This window comes from Rhodococcus sp. NPDC127527, from assembly GCF_042672245.1.
Lineage (GTDB): Bacteria > Actinomycetota > Actinomycetes > Mycobacteriales > Mycobacteriaceae > Rhodococcus_G.
The window spans coordinates 159,468-179,119 of sequence record NZ_JBHXVP010000012.1; the positions used below are offsets into that span (position 1 = coordinate 159,468).

Annotated in this window: 18 protein-coding genes and 2 tRNA genes; 11 read left to right on the forward strand and 9 right to left on the reverse strand. The window is 68.8% G+C overall.

The window, feature by feature from the left end:
• Positions 1 to 104: 104 nt before the first annotated feature.
• Positions 105 to 941 (reverse strand): hypothetical protein, encoded by an 837-nt coding sequence (locus tag ACFVH2_RS19610; protein ID WP_378428496.1) that lies wholly within the window; start codon positions 939 to 941, stop codon positions 105 to 107.
• Between the two features lie 109 nt (positions 942 to 1,050).
• On the opposite strand from ACFVH2_RS19610, the gene ACFVH2_RS19615 reads away from it, so the two are divergent.
• Positions 1,051 to 1,127: transfer RNA gene (locus ACFVH2_RS19615), tRNA-Cys, on the forward strand.
• A gap of 59 nt (positions 1,128 to 1,186) precedes the next feature.
• On the opposite strand, the gene bfr is transcribed toward ACFVH2_RS19615, so the two are convergent.
• Both bfr and ACFVH2_RS19625 read right to left on the reverse strand, forming a co-directional pair.
• Positions 1,187 to 1,672 (reverse strand): bacterioferritin, encoded by a 486-nt coding sequence (gene bfr, locus ACFVH2_RS19620; RefSeq protein ID WP_378427909.1) that lies wholly within the window; start codon positions 1,670 to 1,672, stop codon positions 1,187 to 1,189.
• 58 nt (positions 1,673 to 1,730) lie between these two features.
• Positions 1,731 to 1,937, reverse strand: a complete 207-nt coding sequence (locus ACFVH2_RS19625; protein ID WP_378427911.1) for a bacterioferritin-associated ferredoxin — start codon at positions 1,935 to 1,937, stop codon at positions 1,731 to 1,733.
• A gap of 274 nt (positions 1,938 to 2,211) precedes the next feature.
• On the opposite strand from ACFVH2_RS19625, the gene ACFVH2_RS19630 reads away from it, so the two are divergent.
• Genes ACFVH2_RS19630 through ACFVH2_RS19640 form a run of 3 tightly spaced genes read left to right on the forward strand, consistent with a single transcriptional unit; the run spans position 2,212 to position 6,317 of the window.
• Entirely contained in the window at positions 2,212 to 3,993 is a 1,782-nt protein-coding gene (locus ACFVH2_RS19630; RefSeq protein ID WP_378427913.1) for an amidohydrolase family protein, read from the forward strand.
• Complete coding sequence (locus ACFVH2_RS19635; protein WP_378427915.1) at positions 3,990 to 4,838, forward strand: alpha/beta fold hydrolase; 849 nt, start codon at positions 3,990 to 3,992, stop codon at positions 4,836 to 4,838. Before ACFVH2_RS19630 ends, ACFVH2_RS19635 begins: the two co-directional genes overlap by 4 nt.
• A gap of 45 nt (positions 4,839 to 4,883) precedes the next feature.
• Positions 4,884 to 6,317, forward strand: coding sequence for a metallophosphoesterase (locus ACFVH2_RS19640; RefSeq protein ID WP_378427916.1), 1,434 nt, complete (start codon positions 4,884 to 4,886; stop codon positions 6,315 to 6,317).
• Here ACFVH2_RS19640 and ACFVH2_RS19645 read toward each other — a convergent pair.
• The 5 genes from ACFVH2_RS19645 to ACFVH2_RS19665 form a co-directional block, all read right to left on the reverse strand.
• The gene (locus tag ACFVH2_RS19645; protein WP_378427918.1) at positions 6,285 to 6,635 is read right to left on the reverse strand and encodes a hypothetical protein; all 351 of its coding nucleotides are present in this window, start codon (positions 6,633 to 6,635) and stop codon (positions 6,285 to 6,287) included. The genes ACFVH2_RS19640 and ACFVH2_RS19645 overlap by 33 nt on opposite strands.
• Entirely contained in the window at positions 6,632 to 7,075 is a 444-nt protein-coding gene (locus ACFVH2_RS19650; protein ID WP_378427920.1) for a Zn-ribbon domain-containing OB-fold protein, read from the reverse strand. The genes ACFVH2_RS19645 and ACFVH2_RS19650 overlap by 4 nt, the downstream gene beginning before the upstream one ends.
• Positions 7,076 to 7,278: 203 nt before the next feature.
• Positions 7,279 to 8,415: a sulfotransferase family protein gene (locus ACFVH2_RS19655; RefSeq protein WP_378427922.1), complete on the reverse strand. Its 1,137-nt coding sequence runs from the start codon at positions 8,413 to 8,415 to the stop codon at positions 7,279 to 7,281.
• A gap of 13 nt (positions 8,416 to 8,428) precedes the next feature.
• Positions 8,429 to 9,211: an SDR family oxidoreductase gene (locus ACFVH2_RS19660; protein ID WP_378427924.1), complete on the reverse strand. Its 783-nt coding sequence runs from the start codon at positions 9,209 to 9,211 to the stop codon at positions 8,429 to 8,431.
• Between the two features lie 3 nt (positions 9,212 to 9,214).
• Positions 9,215 to 10,399 (reverse strand): hypothetical protein, encoded by a 1,185-nt coding sequence (locus ACFVH2_RS19665; RefSeq protein WP_378427926.1) that lies wholly within the window; start codon positions 10,397 to 10,399, stop codon positions 9,215 to 9,217.
• Positions 10,400 to 10,491: 92 nt separating this feature from the next.
• Between ACFVH2_RS19665 and ACFVH2_RS19670 the strand changes: the two genes are divergently transcribed.
• The 6 genes from ACFVH2_RS19670 to ACFVH2_RS19695 all read left to right on the forward strand — a co-directional run bounded on the left by ACFVH2_RS19670 (position 10,492) and on the right by ACFVH2_RS19695 (position 16,944).
• Positions 10,492 to 11,412, forward strand: coding sequence for an IclR family transcriptional regulator (locus ACFVH2_RS19670; RefSeq protein ID WP_378427928.1), 921 nt, complete (start codon positions 10,492 to 10,494; stop codon positions 11,410 to 11,412).
• Between the two features lie 130 nt (positions 11,413 to 11,542).
• Positions 11,543 to 12,484: a sulfate adenylyltransferase subunit CysD gene (gene cysD, locus ACFVH2_RS19675; protein ID WP_378427930.1), complete on the forward strand. Its 942-nt coding sequence runs from the start codon at positions 11,543 to 11,545 to the stop codon at positions 12,482 to 12,484.
• Positions 12,484 to 14,358 (forward strand): adenylyl-sulfate kinase, encoded by a 1,875-nt coding sequence (cysC, locus tag ACFVH2_RS19680; RefSeq protein ID WP_378427931.1) that lies wholly within the window; start codon positions 12,484 to 12,486, stop codon positions 14,356 to 14,358. Before cysD ends, cysC begins: the two co-directional genes overlap by 1 nt.
• A complete protein-coding gene (locus ACFVH2_RS19685; protein WP_378427933.1) occupies positions 14,355 to 15,470 on the forward strand; it encodes a 3'(2'),5'-bisphosphate nucleotidase CysQ in 1,116 nt (371 codons plus the stop codon). Before cysC ends, ACFVH2_RS19685 begins: the two co-directional genes overlap by 4 nt.
• Before the next feature lie 10 nt (positions 15,471 to 15,480).
• Positions 15,481 to 16,533, forward strand: a complete 1,053-nt coding sequence (locus ACFVH2_RS19690) for a TIGR03617 family F420-dependent LLM class oxidoreductase (RefSeq protein WP_378427935.1) — start codon at positions 15,481 to 15,483, stop codon at positions 16,531 to 16,533.
• A gap of 42 nt (positions 16,534 to 16,575) precedes the next feature.
• Entirely contained in the window at positions 16,576 to 16,944 is a 369-nt protein-coding gene (locus ACFVH2_RS19695) for a nuclear transport factor 2 family protein (RefSeq protein WP_378427937.1), read from the forward strand.
• Between the two features lie 84 nt (positions 16,945 to 17,028).
• On the opposite strand, the gene ACFVH2_RS19700 is transcribed toward ACFVH2_RS19695, so the two are convergent.
• Positions 17,029 to 17,101, reverse strand: a tRNA-Arg gene (locus tag ACFVH2_RS19700).
• 139 nt (positions 17,102 to 17,240) lie between these two features.
• On the opposite strand from ACFVH2_RS19700, the gene ACFVH2_RS19705 reads away from it, so the two are divergent.
• Entirely contained in the window at positions 17,241 to 19,649 is a 2,409-nt protein-coding gene (locus ACFVH2_RS19705; RefSeq protein ID WP_378427939.1) for a phosphoketolase, read from the forward strand.
• Positions 19,650 to 19,652: the final 3 nt, after the last annotated feature.

Below are 19,652 nucleotides of genomic sequence, written 5' to 3' on the forward strand. Positions count from 1 at the left end.
TCCATCCTAAATCGGGTGGTCAGCGGGATTGCGCCGCATGAAGCGGGTGTCGCGGTGTGCCCCAGCCAGCGGACACCAGCCAATGTGGTGCCGATGCGAGCGAGTTAGAACGGCGGTTCGTCGTTACTGGTGTGTACTCGCTTCTGCATCGCATCGTTAATCGCGGCAAGGAAGGCGTCGTAGCTCTTCGTTCTAGGTGCTTGCTCAAGCGCTGTCATGTCCCAGGGGCCGAGCTGACCGCCCGAGGCTAATTCGAGTAGGGTTTTTCGCATGGCCTGAATCTGTTCGTCGCCGAATGACGGGCGAGTGAATCGTGTGCCGCGGACAACTTGTTGAAGGTCGACCCGCATTGCGTCAACGGACTTGCTGAGCTGTGCTATTTCGCGCTGCTCTGGATCGCTCGACTGGCCAAGTGTCTGTAGATTGACTGCCTGACCTACAGGCGTGTCGACTGCCTTTCCCTCTCTCTGGTCACGCTCAATCTGGCCGATCATGTCGATAATCTGCTGCCTTGCGCTCGCCGCGCTGTCGAGGTCTTGATGATCGACGAAGATTGTCCTGTAGTTGATCACATCGAAAGGGATGTCTTGGCCCACTTGCATTAGCTGAATGTATGGCTTCGCGAAAGAATGTCGAATGGCAAGTTCGTAGAATACGTTAGGGTTATGTCCGGTCAGGTCTGCAATAACTAGATCTGCTTCGATTAACTCGGTAACGATCTGGTTTGATATATTGCCGGACTTGTCAATTGCATCTGCGCGGACCGATGTGTAACTGTGATGGCGTAGCGCCTCGTCGATGATGTGTGTCTTTATCTGGTTGCTCCGCTTGCGGACATCGCTTCCGTCTGGCCCGATCGGGCACACGATGAAACAGCGCTTCTCGCCGATAAGCGCTGCCTGGCCTTCGGAATTTCCGTTGTCTGTTTGCTCCACCGTCACATCGGGATGTTCTCACACGGCGACATGTTCATGAGGTACTGCGGAGGTACTGGCAGCTGCGGTGGGCGCGCTGCTGGCGTAAAGCCGGGCTGCTACCTGCGCAAATGTGGCGTATGGGCGGTGTCGCGCCGACGCCTCAACCGGCCTGCAAAGCCGTTCACACGGGTTCGAATCCCGTCATCCGCTCGCACGAGATCGGGGCCGGCAGGGACATGTCCCTGCCGGCCCCGATCTCCCAGTCCGGGTCAGCCGACGCTGGGCGGCTGGTCCACCAGTTGCGCGAGGTAGAGCTGCTCGCCGAGCTTGTCGATCAGCTCGAGTTGGGTCTCGAGGTAGTCGACGTGGTCCTCCTCCTCGGCGAGGATCTTCTCGAACAGGCCGGCGCTGGTGTGATCGCCCTTGGCGCGGCACATGGTGATCCCGGGACGCAGCCGCTCGACGACCTCGAGCTCGATGGCCAGGTCGGAGGTGAACTGTTCCCTGATGGTCTGACCGATGCGCAGCGGGAGGATGCGCTGGTAGTTCGGCAGGGCCTCGAGCATGAGGATCCGGTCGGTGAGCAGCTCCGCGTGCTGCATCTCCTCGAAGGATTCCTGCCGGGTCTTCTCCGCGAGCTTGGTCAGTCCCCAGTTGGCCTGCATCTTCGAGTGCAGGAAGTACTGGTTGATCGCGGTCAGTTCGCTTGTGAGCTGGTCGTTCAGAAGTGCGATTACCTCGTCGTCGCCGCGCATGACACCTCCACTGGGGTGGGCTGAACCGTGGATTCAGCCTAGCCCCCAGCGGGCGGGTTCAGGCGCTGATCTGTTCGCCCTGTTCGACCTCGCAATTCGAGAAGTGGTCTTCGATCATCGACTTGATGCGGTTGCGGCAGAGTCCGCAATTTCGACCCTTGCCGGCACCGCATCCCATGGCGACCTGCTTCGGGGTGTGGGCCCCGGCAGCGATGCACAGCTGCACCTGTTCTTCGCTCGTGCCCGCGCAAATGCATGCGTACATCCGTAGTTCCTCCGGCAGTGCTCCGATCCCCAGGGAAGGCTACACTAAGGCCGGTTCGATGAAAAGGGTAGGCTAACCCAATTAGTTGATCTTGATCGGCGGGTCGCCGTCGTGGCCACTGTCCGGGCGATCCGCTTGGCGTCGATGCCCACCGCGTCCTCCATGTGTGTCTGCCGACTCTTTGCAACGGCGCCGCCGCTGTCGCCGACCATTGACTTCCGCTCAATAGCATCCGTAACCTCGGGTAACACATAACTGAGGTGAGGAGCGCGAGATGCCGGAGTTCGACATCGTGGTCAACGGCGGACTGTGGTTCGACGGGACCGGGGCCCGGCCCCTGCGGCGCAACCTCGGCATCCGTGACGGTGTAGTCGCCGCGGTGTCCGCTTCGGCCCTGCCGGTCGGCCCCGATACCCAGGTCCTCGACGCCGAGGGCAAGTGGGTGCTGCCCGGGTTCGTGGACGTGCACACGCACTACGACGCGGAGGCGCTCGTCAGCCCCGGACTGCCCGAGTCGGTCCGGCACGGCGTGACCACGGTCGTCCTCGGGAACTGCTCGCTGTCGACGGTCTACTCCACCCCGCGCGAGTGCGCGGACCTGTTCAGCCGGGTCGAGGCGGTGCCGCACGGTTCGGTGCTGCGGATCCTCGAGCAGAACAAGACCTGGCGGGGGCCCGCCGAGTACGTCGAGGCCCTCGACGCGCTGCCGCTCGGCCCGAATGTCGCCGGCTTCATCGGCCACTCCGACATCCGCACCCACGTCCTCGGCCTCGGCCGCGGCACCGACAAGAAGACCAGGCCCAGCGCGGCCGAACTCGACCGGATGGGATCGATGCTCACCGAGGCCGTCGACGCCGGGTTCCTCGGGCTGTCCTCGATGACCAACGCCCTCGACAAGATCGACGGCGACGAATACCGTTCGCGCTCACTGCCCTCGACCTACGCGCGCTGGCGCGAGTTCCGCTTCCTCAACCGGATCCTGCGCGATCGCGGGAAGATCCTGCAGAGCGCGCCGACGATCAACCTGCACCCCAACGTCGCCGCGTTCTTCGCCGAGAGTTCCGCGATCGGACGGAAGAAGCCGCTCAAGACCTCGCTGCTGTCCGGCGCCGACTCGAAGGCCTACCCCGCGATCGTCTACTTCATGCTCACCGCGGCACCGTTTCTCAACCGTTTCGCGAAGACCGACTTCAGGTGGCAGCACCTGCCGGTGCCGTTCACGGTGTACGCGGACGGCATCGACCTCGTGGTGTTCGAGGAGTTCGGCGCCGGCGCGGCCGCGCTGCACCTCAAGGACCAGGTCGAGCGGAATGCGCTGCTGCAGGACGAGGAGTACCGCCGCTGGTTCCGCAAGGACTACGACAACAAGTTCTCCCCGAGGATCTGGCACCGCAACTTCTACGACGCGGTGATCGTCGGGTGCCCGGACGAGACGATCATCGGCAAGACCTTCGGCCGCGTGGGCGACGAGCGGGGCGTCCACCCGGTCGATGCCTACCTCGACCTCGTGGTCGAGTACGGCTCCGCGCTGCGGTGGCGCACCACCATCGCCAACCATCGGCCCAAGCTCGCCCGCCGACTCGCCGCGAGCTCCGGTGTCCAGATGGGCTTCGGCGACGCGGGCGCCCACCTGCGCAACATGGCGTTCTACAACTACCCGATCCGACTTCTCAAGCGGGTCAAGGACGCTCAGTCCGAGCGCAAGCCCTTCCTCACCGTCGAGCGGGCCGTCCACCGGCTCACCGGCGAACTCGCCGACTGGTACGGAATCGACGCCGGCCACCTGCGCGAGGGTGACCGCGCCGACCTGGTGATCGTCGACCCGGCCGGCCTCGACGAGTCGGTGGACGGCCTGTTCGAGGAGCCGGTCGCCGAGTACGGCGGCCTGCGCCGGATGGTCAACCGCAGCGACCGGGCCGCCGTGGCCACCGTGATCAACGGAAAGCTCGTGTACCGCAACGGTGAATTCGAGCCCGGCTTCGGTGTGGAGAAGACCGGCCGGTTCCTGCGGGCGGGCGTGACGGCACCCCGTGCCCGGGTGGGCGTGAACGCGTGAGCGCCGGCAATGGCCGTGTCGTATCGTACGCCCGTGACGGGCTCGTGTTCGACGTCCGCGACGAGGGCCCGATCGACGGCGTTCCCGTGGTCCTGCTGCACGGGTTCCCCCAGGACGCGCGTTCCTGGGACGCATTGGCGCCGCGGTTGCATGCTCGCGGCTACCGGACCCTCGCGCCGAACCAGCGTGGCTGCTCGCCCGGCGCCCGTCCGCGGTCGCGCTGGGCCTACCGCAGTTCGGAGCTGACGGGCGACGTGGTCGCGCTGATCGAGCACGCTGGTCTGGGCCGGGTACATCTGGTCGGGCACGACTGGGGCGCGGCGGTCGCCTGGAACCTGGCGGCCGAGCGTCCCGACCTCGTGCGCACGGTGTCGGCGCTGTCGGTTCCCCATCCCGCCGCGTTCGCGCGCGCGGTGCTCACCAGCAGCCAGATCGTGAAGTCCTGGTACATGTTTGCGTTCCAGTTGCCGTGGCTGCCCGAACGTCTGCTCGCCTCGGGCGGCGCGGTGCGCCGGCACCTTCTCCGCAGCGGCATGAGTGTCGGGGTCGCCGATCGGGACCTCGCGCCGATGCACGAGAAGGACCGGGCCCGTGGCGCGCTGAACTGGTACCGGGCGATGCTGTTCACGACGCCGGGACGCGCCGCGTCGCGCGTCTCGGTCCCCACGCTGTACGTGTGGAGCGACGGCGACACCGCGCTGGGGCCCGAGGGTGCCGCGCTGACCGAACGGTACGTCGACGGCCCGTACCGGTTCGAGGTGCTGCGCGGGGTGAGCCACTGGATCCCCGACGAGGCGGCGGAGCGGCTGGACGCGCTGCTCGCACCACATCTGCAGCAGGCCTGAGGATTTGCCCTGCGGGCACCTTCCCGCGAGGCTACTGTCCCACCCGTGAACTGCTGCGGGCCGTCGCGACGTCAGGTGATCGGACTGCTGGCCGCGGCCGCGGTCCTGCCGGTGCTCGGGGTCGGCCGCGGCGGTGTCGCACGCGCGGGCGCCGAACCGATGTGGGCGCGTGACCTCGAGGTCGTGACGATCACCGACACGTCGGTGATCGTCACCTGGGCCACGGTGTCGGCCGTGCGGGTCGACGACCACGGCATGCCGCTCCCGCTCGCCGCGGACACGGAACTTCGGCTCGGCCCGGCGGATTCGCGTACCCCGCCGCGGGTGGTCCGCCACGACGCCGACCCCACCCCGTTCCACTATGCCGAGGTGCACGGTCTCGAGCCGGGCCGCGAATACCGGTTCGAGGCGTACTCGAACGGACTGCGTGCCACCCCGGCGCTGGTCGCGACCGGGCGGCCCGGGACCGCCGAGTCCACCGGCCGGGTCACGACGCTGGTCCCGCCGCCGGGCAGGCTGCTGCGCACGATCGCACTGTCCAACGACGTGCACTTCGGCGAGGAACTCAGCGGCATCGTCGCCGCCGGGCTGCCGCCGGGATTCCGGCAGGAGCCGGGGCTGCTGCCGTACCCCGAGGTGATGCTGACCGCGATGCTCGCCGACCTGCGGGCACCCGATCGCGGCGCCGACCACCTGGTGGTGGCCGGTGATCTGACCGACGAGGCGTCGGCGAGGGACTCGGCCGGCGTCCGGGCGCTGCTCGACGGCTGGGGCGCCGCGGGTGCCGACTACTTCGTCAGCCGCGGCAACCACGACCGCCCGCACACGGGCGCCGGCTACGTCGGTTGTTCGGTCCTGCCGGCCGCGAGCGATCATCACGACTGTTGGGGTGACGTGTTCTCGCCCCGGCAGGTGATGGGGTCCTTCGACCTCGGCGGTCTGCGCCTGCTGTCCGTGGACACCACCGCGGTCGACGGTTCGGGCGGGATGATCGAGCCCGCGCAGATGGCGCAGATCCGCGACGCGCTGCGGGCCGACCCCGACCGTCCGACCCTGGTGTTCGGTCACCACCCGGTGACGGCGGAGTCCGGGTACTCCAACGTCTCGGGTCCGGGTTTCGTCCTGAACGGGCCGGATTCGAGGCAGTTGCAGGATCTGTACCTGCGGGCACCCGGGGTGTTCCTGCAGCACAGCGGGCACACGCACCGGAACCGTCGCACCCGGCCCGACACCGCGGCCGCGGTCGAGTTCCTCGAGGTCAGCGCGGTCAAGGAGTATCCGGGCGGGTACAGCCTGCTGCGGTTGTACGAGGGCGGGTACACGGTCAACTTCTACAAGACCCGCACCGCCGAGGCTCGGCGGTGGAGTCAGCGCAGCCGCGGGGAGTTCTTCGGTCAGATGCCCGAGTACACCCTCGGCACCGCCGAGGACCGCAACCACGCAGTGCTACGCGACCTTTCGGGTCTGGCCGCGACGTGACACCGGTGCCTGGCCGGCAGGTGTTCGACCGCCGCCGGTCCAGGCGCCGAGCAGCGATTCGGTCAGCTGACGTTTGACCGTTGCCACGTGGTCGGCGGCGCCGTGCGGGTCGAGCGACTCGCGGAGCAGCTGGAGGAACCGGGCAGGCGTGACGCCGAACGTCTCGAGCAGCTCGGCCGGGCTCGCGCCGCCGAACGGTGCCCACGTGATCGCGAACTTGATCACCCACCCGGCGTGCGGGCTGACGGCGCCGGTTCGTTCGAGGAAGTCGGACAGCCGCCGCCACGCGCGGATGCGTTCCGCGTCGCCGGCCCTCATGCGACAACTGCCGTCAACGACGTCACCGGCTCGGCGGCGGCCGGGACAACGGCAAAGACGGGGAACCGCTCGCCCGGCCGCGACGGCCGGAACTCGACGCGCACGGCACGGTCGGGCACGGCTGTGACCTCGCCTTCGACCCACGAGTAGATCCGCGGGCCGTCGTCGAGCGCGACGATGGCGACGGCCGGGGGAGTCGGGCCGGACTGCGGGTCGTCGGGCGCCGGGGGTGCCGGCATCCAGGACACGATGGCCCCCGAACCGGACGACGGCACCGTCCCGAGCTCGGAGCCCCGGCAGGAGGTGCACGCCGCGGTCGTCGGTGCGAGCAGCGTGGCGCAGTGTGCGCAGCGCTTGAGGAGCAGTGCATCCGACGCGACGGCACGCGGTCGCGCGGTGTCGGAGGTGGTGGGTGGTGACTCGAGCGTGTTCGGGTGCATCGGATACCTCGGCGATCAGCGGATGGTGATACGCATCACACTGTCGTCCCGCCGACCCGTGCTCGTGAGGGCAGAAGTACGGGGGTACCTACCTGTTTCCGGCGGGGGTACCTACCTGCTTCCTCGCGCGGCGGCCGCCGCGGTCGACGACCGAGCCTGGTCGAGGCCCGGTCGTCGACCGTGAGCGTGGCGACCGCAGTCGATCAGCCGGCGAACCGTTCCTCGACCTCGGCCGCGGTGAGGCCGAACTCCTCGAGGGTGTACCGGTGCGCGGGCTTGCGGTCGCCGGAGCGAGACTCCTCGTGCATGGACTCCATCGCCTGCTGGGCGGCGGAGCTCAGGGGGAGTTCGAAACGGGAGTAGATGCCCTCGACCGTGCCGAGCGGGTCGGCGACGAAGTCCGCGTAGTCCACGTCGACGAATTGCGCCGGGTCGTGCTTGGCACGCGCGGCGTTGAAGGTCTCGAGACCCCGAGCCCACAACTCGAGCTGACCGCGGCCGATCACCTCGCCCTTGAACGTGTTCGACCAGCCCTCGGTGGCCTGCTCGGCCAGGCTGCACGCCGACGGGATGATGGTCGTCGGCGGGCGGTGTGTCTGCACGATCAGCGCGTCCGGGTACACCGCGAGCAGTTCGTCGAGCGCGAACAGGTGGCTCGGGTTCTTGAGCACCCACCGGCGGTCGCGGTCGGGCAGCCCGATGAGCTGGAGATTCTTCTTGTGCCGCGCGTAGGCGTTGGTCCAGTCCTGACCCTCGAGCCACTTCGAGTACGTCGGCAGGTTCGCCAGGCACTCGTAGGAGACCGACTTGAACGTCTGGCGCAGCAGCTGCCAGCACTCCTCGACCTCGCCGGCCGACATGTAGTGCACGCCCATGAACTCGGGGTGCTCGATGTGGTGCCGGCTGAACGACTCCTCGATCTTCTGGAACACCGGGTTCGCGTCCCAGCTCTCCCGCGGAGGCCGGGGCTGCGGCATCTCGGCGAGCCACATCTCGAGGCCCTGATGTCCGGGGTCCGCGGTGAGCAGTCGGTGCAGGGCGGTGGTGCCGGTGCGGGGCAGGCCGGTGACGAAGATCGGGCGTTCGATCGCGACGTCGGCGTGCTCGGGGTTGGCCTTCCACGCCGCCTCGCTGAGCAGCCGCGCGACCAGGGCTCCGCGCAGGAAGACCCGGGAGATCTTGCTGCCGAACGGGGTCAGGTCCTCGTCGCGGGCGTAGGAGTCGAGCAGGACGCCGAGGGCCTCGGTGTAGTCGTCGACGCCGAAGTCGGTCAGGCCGGTCATTCTGGTGGCCGAGGCGTGCAGGTCCTCGACCGTCCCGACGGTGGTGCGTTCAGTCATCTGTCTCGACTTTCTAGTGGTGGAATTCGCCGCAGTTGACGTCGAGACACTGCCCGGTGATGGCGCTGGCCATCGGGGACGCCAGGAAGATCACCGCGTCGGCGATCTCCTCCGTCTCCGGCAGGCGCTTGAGGTCGGTGGCGGCCGCGGTGTGCTCGTAGATCTGCTCGACGGTGATCCCGAACTTCTTCGCCTGGTGCTCGAAGTACTGCTTGAGGGTGTCGCCCCAGATGTACCCGGGCGCGACCGAGTTGATCCGGATTCCCTTGGGGCCCAGCTCGGTGGCGAGGGACTGCGACATCGCGAGCAGGGCGGCCTTGGCCATCTTGTAGCTGCCGTAGCGCTCCTGGGAGTGGCGCAGCACCATCGAATTGATGTTCACCACCGAACCCTTGCTCTCCTCCAGGGCCGGGGTGAACAGCTGCGTCAGCCGCAACGCGCCGAGCACGGTCAACTCGATGCTGTCGCGGATGTGCTGGTACTCGGTGCGGGCGAGCGGCTTCATCGACGGAACCGAGAAGGCGTTGTTCACCAGCACGTCCACCCGGCCGAAGGCCTCGACGCCGGCGGCGACCAGGTGCTCCGCGGAGGCCTGGTCGGTGATGTCGGTGGACACGGTGACCGCGCGTCGGCCGAGGTCGGTGACCTCCTTGGCGACCTCGTCGAGCCGGGACTGGGTGCGTGCGGCCAGCACCAGGTCGGCGCCGGCCTCGGCGCAACGCAGCGCCAGCGTGCGGCCGAGCGCGGGCCCGACCCCGGAGACGACGACGACTTTGTCCTGCAGAAGAGTGCTCATGTCCTACCCCAACATCCGGTCGGCGACGGCGGCCTGACGCGCCGCGATGCGGGCGGTCCAGTCCTCCGGCGTGATCTTGTTCTGTTCGTGGAAGGGAAGTTTCGCGGCCACCTCGTCGATGCCGACGACCTCGACGGTGGGGCCGTCGGCCGGGGTGAACTCCCGGGACGTGCGCTGCCAGCGGAACTGCAGGATGCCGCGCGGGTGACCGACGGTCTCGATCCAGTTGGTGACGCCGGGATTGCGCTGCGAGACCACCATGCGGATCATGCCGTCCGGGTCGACCTGGGCCTGGGTGTTGTTCAGTGAGGTCTGGTGCCCGGTGTAGTCCAGCGAGATGTACCACATGCTGCCGAGCTGGAAGCCCTGGTACGGCGCATCGGACTTCGGGACGGTGATGATCATCGCCTGGTCGTCGGCGAGCTCGTAGTGCCCGACCGAGGAGAACTGCGTCGCCAGGCCGCCCGGCGTCAGCCGCGGCTCGGTCATCGTGTTCACCGGCAGCTTGAGGTAGAACCACTCGGGGAACTGCAGCCACGTCTTGACCCTGCTCACCAGGGCCTTGCCGGCGCGGGCGTAGCGCTTGGCCGTCTCCTCGGGTGTGAGGGCGTCGAACGGGGCGCCGCGGCGGTTCACCCGTTCGATCCGGACGGTGCCGCGTCGCTGGGACCAGTCGCTGTAGACCTCGCGCACCACCAGCTGCGACGCGCCGGGCGCGAGCGTGAAGTGGTTGCGTCGCCCGGCCGCGTTCTCGGCCCACGCCCCGCCCGCGGGCCCGAACCGGACCTCGAAGTTGCCGTCGGCGTCGATGTCGATGGCGCGGTCGTCGAAGGCGGCGTCGCTGCCGGGAACGTTGGAGTCGGTGTAGTTGCCGCTGAGCACCTGGAAGCTGAGATCGCAGGTGGTGCCGCGGGTTCCGGTGACGACGTACTCGGCGTCGTCGTTGACGCGCGCGCCGAAGTACAGGGTGTCCGGGTTGTCCAGGCCCATCTTCGTGTACGGACCGGTGCCCTGGATGAAGCCCGGGTGCGTCTTCTCGGTGGCCCAGGCGGCGTGGACGCAGGCCAGGATGCCGCCGGCGAGGTACTGGTAGCCCTCGAGCAGGTCCTGTTCGGACCGAATGTGCGGCGCGGCCTCGATCAGCTTCTCGGCCTCGGCGATCGCCTCGGCCAGTGGATCTGTCAGCACTCCCGCTCCTCGCTTTCAGGTGGTACAAATATGTACCCAAGTGGTAGGGATCTTGATGCCCCGACCATAGAACGTGTTCTAAGGAGTGGTCAATGGCTGTCGAGTCGGACGCCGTCACCGGGCGCCGTTCGCCCCCGACCGATCGGGTGATTCAGGTGCTCGATCACCTGGTCGCCCGGCCCGAGCGCCGGTTCGGCCTGTCGGAACTTGCTCGGGCCCTCGGGATGAGCAAGCCCACGTGCCTGGGCATCCTCACCGCCCTGGTCGGGGGCGGATACCTCACCCGGGACCCGGACGCGAGGTACGGGCTCGGGCCCGCGCTGATCGCCGCCGGTCGGGCCGCGCAGCGGGGGTTCGCGGTCGGACCGATCGTCCGTCCGCACCTGGACGCGCTCGCGGACGAGTTCGGTGCCGTCTGCACCGCGTCCGCGGTGGTGGGGGACCAGGTCATGATCCTCGAGGCCTCCGCTCCGCCCGGCGTCGAGGCGGGGCGAACCGCGGCCAGGGTCGGGCAGGTGTACCCCTTCGCGCCGCCGGTCGGGCTGATGTACGTGCTGTGGAGTCACGACGAGGACTTCACGAGGTGGCTTCGGCGCGACCCGGCGTTCCCGGTCGTGCTCGATCGTGACCTGCTGCGGAGCGTGGTCGAGGACTGCCGGGAGACGGGCTACCTCGTCGAACGGCTCACGCCGACGGGGCGACGGCTGTTCTCGCTCATGGCCGGGGTCGCCGGTCGTGACATGCCGGCCGAGCTGCGTGAACTGGTCGGCGAGATGGTCTCGAGTCTCGGCGAACGCGTCTATCTCGGTCGGGAGACCGCCGCGGACGTCGACTACCCGGTCAGCCTGATCGCCGCGCCGAGCTACGACGCGGACGGGCGGCAGTCGCTGGTGCTGACGCTCGACGTGGGCGGTTCGATCAGCGGCGCCGAGATCCAGCGCCGGGGCGAGGTGCTCGCGGCGGCGGCGGACCGGGTGACCGCGGAGATCGGGGGGCGTGCTCCGGTCCGCTGAGGCAATGTCGCCGGGGCATTGACCGTTTCTGCAACACGTTCTAAAGTCGGGCGCAGATCGCACTTTGGTACCGATGCGGTACATAAATGTACCGATGATCCTGACCCTGAGATCCCGAACCGGAGCCCCGATGACCGCACAGTCCCCTCCCGTCAGTTCATCCCCGCCGAGTTACGAGCTGTCCCATCTGGGCGCGCTCGAGGCCGAGGCCGTGCACATCTTCCGCGAGGTCGCGGCGACGTTCGAGCGCCCGGTGCTGCTGTTCTCCGGTGGCAAGGACTCGGTGGTGATGCTGCACGTCGCGGCCAAGGCGTTCTGGCCCGCGCCGCTGCCGTTCGCGGTGATGCACGTCGACACCGGCCACAACTTCGAGGAGGTGATCGAGTACCGGGACCGGACCGTCGAACGGTTGGGCCTGCGACTGGTGGTCGCGAGCGTGCAGGACGACATCGACGCCGGTCGCGTCACCGAGGACACCGGGCCCCGCGCCAGCCGCAACCGGCTGCAGACCCACGCCCTGCTGCGCGGGATCCGGGACGGCCGGTTCGACGCGGTGTTCGGCGGCGCCCGCCGGGACGAGGAGAAGGCGCGGGCCAAGGAACGTGTGTTCAGCTTCCGGGACGAGTTCGGGCAGTGGGATCCGCGCGCGCAGCGGCCGGAGCTGTGGAACCTCTACAACGGACGGCACCGCAAGGGCGAGCACATCCGGGTCTTCCCGCTGTCGAACTGGACCGAGCTCGACATCTGGCAGTACATCGCCGAGGAGGGCATCGAGCTGCCCTCGATCTACTACGCACACCGCAGGCCGGTGGTGCCGAGGGACGGGATGTTGTTGGCGCACACCCGGTTCCTGACCCTGCTGCCGGGGGAGGAGTCGTACGAGGAGCTGGTCCGATTCCGCACCGTGGGCGATGCCACCTGCACCGGCTGCGTCGAGTCCTCCGCGGACTCGGCCGCCGCCGTGGTCACCGAGGTGGCCGCCAGCCGGATCACCGAGCGCGGCGCCACCCGCGCCGACGACCGAATCTCCGAGGCCGGAATGGAAGACCGCAAGAAGGAGGGGTACTTCTGATGTCGCAGCAGCCCAGTGCGCACCCGCACACCCTGCAACTGCTCCGCGTGGCCACCGCCGGCTCCGTCGACGACGGGAAGTCGACGCTGATCGGACGGCTGCTCTACGACTCGAAGTCGATCTTCGAAGACCAGCTCGAGGCGGTCGAGCGGAGCAGCCGCGAACGCGGCGACGAGCACACCGACCTCGCGCTGCTCACCGACGGCCTGCGGGCCGAGCGTGAGCAGGGCATCACCATCGACGTCGCGCATCGCTACTTCTCCACCCCGCGCCGCAAGTTCATCATCGCCGACACCCCCGGGCACGAGCAGTACACCCGCAACATGGTCACCGGCGCGTCCACCGCGGACCTGGCGCTGATCCTCGTCGACGCCCGCAAGGGCGTGCTCGAGCAGACCCGCAGGCACGCCTTCCTCTCGACGCTGCTCGGCATCCCGCACCTCGTGCTGTGCGTGAACAAGATGGACCTCGTGGACTGGTCGCAGGAACGATTCGAGGAGATCCGCGAGGAGTTCCGGCAGTTCGCGACCAAGCTCGACGTGCACGACCTGACCTTCATCCCGGTCTCGGCGCTCAAGGGCGACAACATCGTCAGCCGCACCGAGAACATGCCGTGGTACGAGGGGTCGTCGCTGCTGCACCATCTGGAGGAGGTGCACGTCGCGTCGGACCGCAACCTCATCGACGCCCGCTTCCCGGTGCAGTACGTGATCCGCCCGCAGCAGCAGACCGACGCCGACCTGCACGACTTCCGCGGGTACGCGGGCACGGTGGCCAGCGGCGTGTTCAAGCCCGGCGACGAGGTCGTCGCCCTGCCCTCGGGATTCACGTCCACCGTGGAGGCGATCTACGGTCCCGGCGGGGCGCCGGTCGAGGAGGCGTTCGCGACGTCGGCGGTGTGCATCACCCTCGCCGACAACCTGGACGTCAGCCGCGGTGACACCCTGTGCCGGCCCAACAACCGCCCGCTCGTCGGCCAGGAGATCGACGCGATGGTCTGTTGGCTCACCGAGCAGGCCACGCTCGACGAGAACGCCCGGTACACGCTGTTGCACACCACCGCGTCCACGAAGGCGCTGGTGGCCCGCCTCGACTACCGGCTCGACGTGAACACCCTGCACAGAGACGAGTCCGCGCAGTCGTTGTCGCTCAACGAGATCGGTCGGGTCCAGCTCCGCACCCAGCAGCCGTTGCTCTTCGACCCCTACCGTCGCAATCGCGTCACCGGCAGCTTCGTCCTGGTCGACGAGTCCACCGGGAACACCGTCGCGGCCGGCATGATCACCGGGCCCACGCTCAAGGAGTCCAAGGTGGTCTGGCACGCCGCCGCCGTCTCCCGGGAGGAGCGTGCCACCCGCGGCGCCACCGTCTGGTTGACCGGACTGTCCGCGTCCGGAAAATCCTCCGTGGCAGTCGAACTCGAAAGGCGCCTCGTCGCGGCCGGGGTGCCCGCCTACCGGCTCGACGGCGACAATCTGCGGCACGGGCTCAACGCCGACCTCGGCTTCTCGGCCGCGGACCGGGCGGAGAACGTGCGCCGAGTCGGGGCGGTCGCGCAGTTGCTCGCCGACTCGGGGATGGTCGCGGTGGCCTCACTGATCAGTCCCTACCAGCGCGATCGCGATCGGATCCGAGCCGAGCACGAGGCGGCCGGAATCCGTTTCGTCGAGGTGTTCGTCGACACCCCGATCGAGACCTGCGAGGCCCGCGATCCGAAGGGCATGTACGCGAAGGCGCGTGCGGGGGAGATCACCGGTTTCACCGGCGTCGACGACCCGTACGAGGCGCCCGAGCGCGCCGAGCTGGTGTTGACCCCCGAGGACGGCGATCCGACTGCGCAGGCCGCTCTCATCGTGGAATATCTGAGTTCATGAACGCCGACGCTGAATTCGCCGCAGACCTGGCCGCCCGCGCAGGTGAACTGCTGACCGAGATCCGGGCCGGGGAGCTCGGGACCACGCCGCTCGACCCGGCGCAGGCGCGGGAGTTGGGCCGGCGCGGCGACCGGGAGGCGAACGTGCTCCTGCTCGACCTCCTCGCCGCGGGCCGCCCCGCCGATGCCGTGCTCTCCGAGGAGTCGGCCGACGACCTGACCAGACTCGACCGGGACCGGGTGTGGATCATCGACCCGCTCGACGGCTCCAAGGAGTACGGGCTGGCGGGGCGCACGGACTGGGCCGTCCACGTCGCGCTGTGGGAGCGCGGCCGCGGCATCACCGAGGCGGCGGTCGCGCAGCCCGCGCTCGGTGCCGTATACACCTCCGGTGCGTTCGGTCTCGCCGAACGCCTGCCAGGTCCGCTGCGCCTGCTGGTCAGCGGCAGTCGCCCGCCCGCATTCATGACGCAGCTGGCACAACGGGTCGACGCGGAGATCGTGCCGATGGGCTCGGCCGGGGCCAAGGCGATGGCGGTCCTGCGCGGGGAGGCCGACGCGTACGTGCACGCCGGCGGGCAGTGGGAGTGGGACTCCGCGGCACCGGTCGGGGTGGCGCAGGCGGCGGGGTTGCACTGCTCCCGGGTCGACGGAAGTGAGTTGCGCTACAACGAGACCCGCCCCTATCTGCCCGACCTGCTCATCTGCCGGCCCGAGCTGGCGGACACCTTGCTGGGCGAGATGGCGACGCTGACGTCCGAGCAGGGCAGCCAGTCGATCGCGCTGGCCAGGGAGTACCTGGGCTCCCTCGTGACGCACGACGCCTCGAAGGTACGACTGGCCGAGAACTGCCTCCGGGTGGAGAACGGTCAGCGCACCGGAAGCAGTGGAGCGGAGATCCGGAACGAACTCGAGAACGGTCACCAGTACCAGCCGATCACCGGGATCCGAGACCTGCGGCTGAGGGAGTGGGGGCCGAACGTGGTGGCCCGCTTCCTGCTCGACATGCGGTCCGGCGAGGGCACCCTCACGGTGTCGATCACCGAGCACTTCGCCATCTCGGGGGCGGAGATCTCGGCGATCACCGCGATCATCGAACCGCACGGCTCCTGAGCGGGCGCGCGTGAAGGTCTACGCGGGCACGGATCCGCGGCTGGGGCTGTCCGAGATCGGCGACTACGCCCGACGGGTCGAGGCCGCCGGGTACGACGGCATGCACGTGTCCGAGACGGTGCACGACCCGTTCCTGTTGGCGCTGCAGGCGCTGCAGGCCACGTCGCGGATCGTGGTGCGCACCTCCGTCGCGCTGGCGTTCGTGCGAAGTCCCGTCCTGACCGCCTACACCGCCTGGGACCTCGCGGCGGTGTCCGGCGGGCGTTTCCATCTGGGACTGGGCAGTCAGATCCGCCAGAACATCGAGGAGCGGTACGCGATGCCGTGGTCGGAGCCCGCGTCCCGGATGCGGGAGTACGTGCAGGTGGTCCGGGCCGCGTTCGAGACCTTCCGGACCGGCGAGCTGACGCCGTTCGACGGCGAGCACTACCGCTTCCTGCGGATGCAGCCGTACTTCAACCCGCACGAGGGGCGCGGCACCGGGTCGTCCGACCGATCGGACCCGACCGCCGCCACCCCGCCGATCTATCTCGGCGGGGTGGGGCGTGGCATGTGCCTGACGGCGGGGGAGTTGGCGGACGGTTTCGTCACGCACCCGACCAACTCGAGTCCGCAGTACCTCGAGCAGGACTGCGTGCCCGCGCTGACGGAGGGGGCGTCGGCGATCGGCCGCACTCGCGCCGACCTCGACCTGGTCGCGGGCGTCCAGGTGATCACCGGGGCCACCGACGCAGAGCTGTCCGTCGAGCGTGAACGCCAACGCCGACTGTTCGCGTTCCTGTACTCGACGCCGGCCTACCACCGGGAACTCGACCGCTGCGGCCTCACCGGCCTGCGTGAGCCGCTCGCGCGAATGGTTCGCCGCGACAGCTGGTCCGAGCTGCGGGAGGTCGTCACCGACGAGGTGCTCGACGTCATGTTGCCCACGGCGTCGTACCCGCGGCTAGCCGAGGTGATCCGGGGCCGGGTCGGCGGGCTGGTGGACGGTGTCACCCTGGCTCTGCCCCGCGACCCCGAGCACGATGCCCTGATGGCGGGGGTCGTGGCGCAACTGCACGAATGACAACCGTGCGCCGAAGGCGCATCAACCGAGAGAAGGAGATTCATGAATCCCGAGGCCATCGTCACCGAGTTCTGTGCCGGCTGGGCGCAGCCCGATCCGGACAAGATTGCGGAGTATTTCACCGAAGACGCTGTCTACCACAATATTCCGATGGAGCCGGTCACGGGCAAGGCGGCCATCCGGGACTTCATCGCGGGATTCGTCGGGGGGTTCGGGGGCATCGACTTCCGGATCCAGCGGCAGGTCTCGGGCGGCTCGATCGTGATGAACGAGCGCGTCGACGTGTTCACCATCAACGGCAAGACCATCGAACTGCCGGTGACGGGGGTCTTCGAGATCGCGGAGGACGGCAAGATCGCGGCCTGGCGCGACTACTTCGACATGGCCCCGCTGGCCGCGCTCGGGGGCTGACCCCGGGCCGACCCGGACACAGCAGAAACCCCCGTCGACGCGGTCGACGGGGGTTTCTCAGCTGTGGTGCACTCCGAAAACGAGTGCCCCCGGCAGGATTCGAACCTGCGGCCTTTCGCTCCGGAGGCGAACGCTCTATCCCCTGAGCTACGGGGGCGCACCGGAAAACCGGTGTGCCGTTTGGGCTGGCTCAGCGTAGCGCATGCGGCGCCGGAATCCATATTCGCACCCCCGGCACGTTAAAATCCCAGGTGGCACGTCTGGACTCCACCCACGGAACCGGAAGGTTAGAGCCGATGGCCGATCAGCACTACTCCGATGCCGAGCTCGACCTCGACCTTCGCTGGTGGGCTGCCGCCAACTACCTGACGATCGCCCAGATCTACCTGCAGGACAACACCTTGCTGCGGGAACCGCTCCGATCCGAGCACATCAAGCCTCGGTTGCTCGGGCACTGGGGGACCAGTCCTGGCCTATCCGCGATCTACGCGGTGCTCAACCGGCACATTCGCCGTACCGGCGCGGACTGGCTGTACGTCACCGGTCCGGGGCACGGCGGCCCGGCGCTGGTGGCGGCCACCTACCTCGAGGGCACGTACTCGCAGATCTATCCGCAGGTCAGCGCGGACGCGGCCGGGATCGCGCGGCTGTGTCGGCAGTTCTCGACGCCGGGCGGAGTGCCGAGCCACGTGAGCGTGCAGACCCCCGGCAGCATCCACGAAGGTGGCGAACTCGGCTATGCGCTCGCGCATGCCGCGGGCGCCGCGTTCGACCGGCCCGATCTCCTGGTCGCGTGCGTGATCGGTGACGGTGAGGCCGAGACGGGCCCGCTGTCCGCCTCGTGGAAGCTGCCCGCGTTCCTCAACGCGCGGCGGGACGGCGCGGTGTTGCCGATCCTCCACCTGAACGGCGCGAAGATCGCCGGACCGACCGTGCTCGGGCGCAGCGCCGACTCCGACGTCGCCGCCTACCTCTCGGGTCAGGGGTGGGCACCGGTGTTCGTCGAGGGCGACGACCCGAGGATGGTGTTCCGCGCACTGTCGGCCGCGGTGGATCACGCGTACGAGGCGATCACCGCGATCCGACGGGCAGCCCGCGCCGGCACCGCCGCGGACACCCCGAGGTGGCCTGCGATCGTGCTGCGTACTCCGAAGGGCTGGACGGGTCCGCACACGGTCGACGGCGTCCTGGTCGAGGGCACCCACCGGGCCCACCAGGTGCCGCTGTCCGGGGTGCGCACCGATCCCGCCCACCTCGACCAGCTCGAGAGATGGATGCGGTCCTACCGGCCGGACCATCTCTTCGACGAGAACGGCACGCTGGTGGCCGAACTCGCGGCGCTCGCGCCGGCAGGCGACAAGCGGATGGGATCCACTCCCTACGCGAACGGCGGGCGGCTGCGCCGGCCGTTGCCGGTTCCGCCACTCGAGCGGTACGCCCTCGACGTGCCCGCACCGGGGACCACCTTCCACGAGACCACCCGGGTGCTGGGTGAGTTGCTGCGGGACGTCTACGCCGAAGGAACCCGGGCCGACGGTGGTGGTGACTTCCGGCTGTTCTGCCCCGACGAGACGTCGAGCAACCGGCTGGGTGCGGTGTTCGACACGACGGACCGCTGCTGGCAGCTGCCCCGCACCGACGACGACGACGGCCTGGGGCCCGACGGCAGGGTGATGGAGGTGCTCAGCGAGCACCTGTGCCAGGGCTGGTTGGAGGGTTACCTGCTGGCGGGCGGGCACGGGGTGTTCGCGAGCTACGAGGCGTTCGCGATGGTCAGCGTCTCGATGCTGATCCAGCACGCCAAATGGCTCCAGCATGCCCGGACACTGCCGTGGCGGGCGCCGGTTTCCTCGTTGAACGTGCTGCTGACGAGCACGTGCTGGCGCAACGACCACAACGGATTCAGTCACCAGGGCCCGGGGATGATCGACGCCGCCATCCCGTTGGCGCCGGACGTGGTCCGGATCTGGTTGCCGCCGGACTCGAACACGCTGCTCTCGATCGCCGACCACTGCCTCCGCAGCACCGACCACGTCAACCTGATCGTCGTCGACAAGCAGCCGCACCTGCAGTACCTGAGCCTCGCGGAGGCCGACCGGCACTGCGCCGCAGGCGCTTCGGTGTGGCAGTGGGCGGGGACGGAGGACGACGGGGAGGCCCGACCGGACCAGCCGGACGTCGTGCTGGCGGCGGCCGGGGACGTGCCGACCCAGGAGATCCTGGCCGCGGCCGAGTTGCTGCGCGTGTGGGTTCCGTACCTGCGGGTGCGGGTCGTCAACGTGGTGGACCTGATGGCGCTGATGCCCGAGGAGGTGCACCCGCACGGTCTCACGGACCCGAGCTTCGCGGAACTGTTCACCGAGGACACCGACGTCGTGTTCGCGTTCCACGGGTACTCGCGCGCGGTGCACGAGTTGTTGCACGGCCGGCCGAACGCCGACCGATTCCACGTCCGCGGGTTCAGCGAGCAGGGCACGACGACGACGCCGTTCGACATGGTGGTGCTCAATCGGATGAGCCGCTACCACCTGGTGCTCGAGGCACTGCGCCGGGCCCGGCGCGTGCCCCAGCACGGCGACGAGCTCGCGCGGTTCTGCCGCGGCCAGCTCGAGCGGCACGGGCCGTACGTCGTCGCGCACCTCGAGGACATGCCCGAGGTGCGCGACTGGACGTGGGGTTCGACCCCATCCCCGACCGAGCGTTGAACG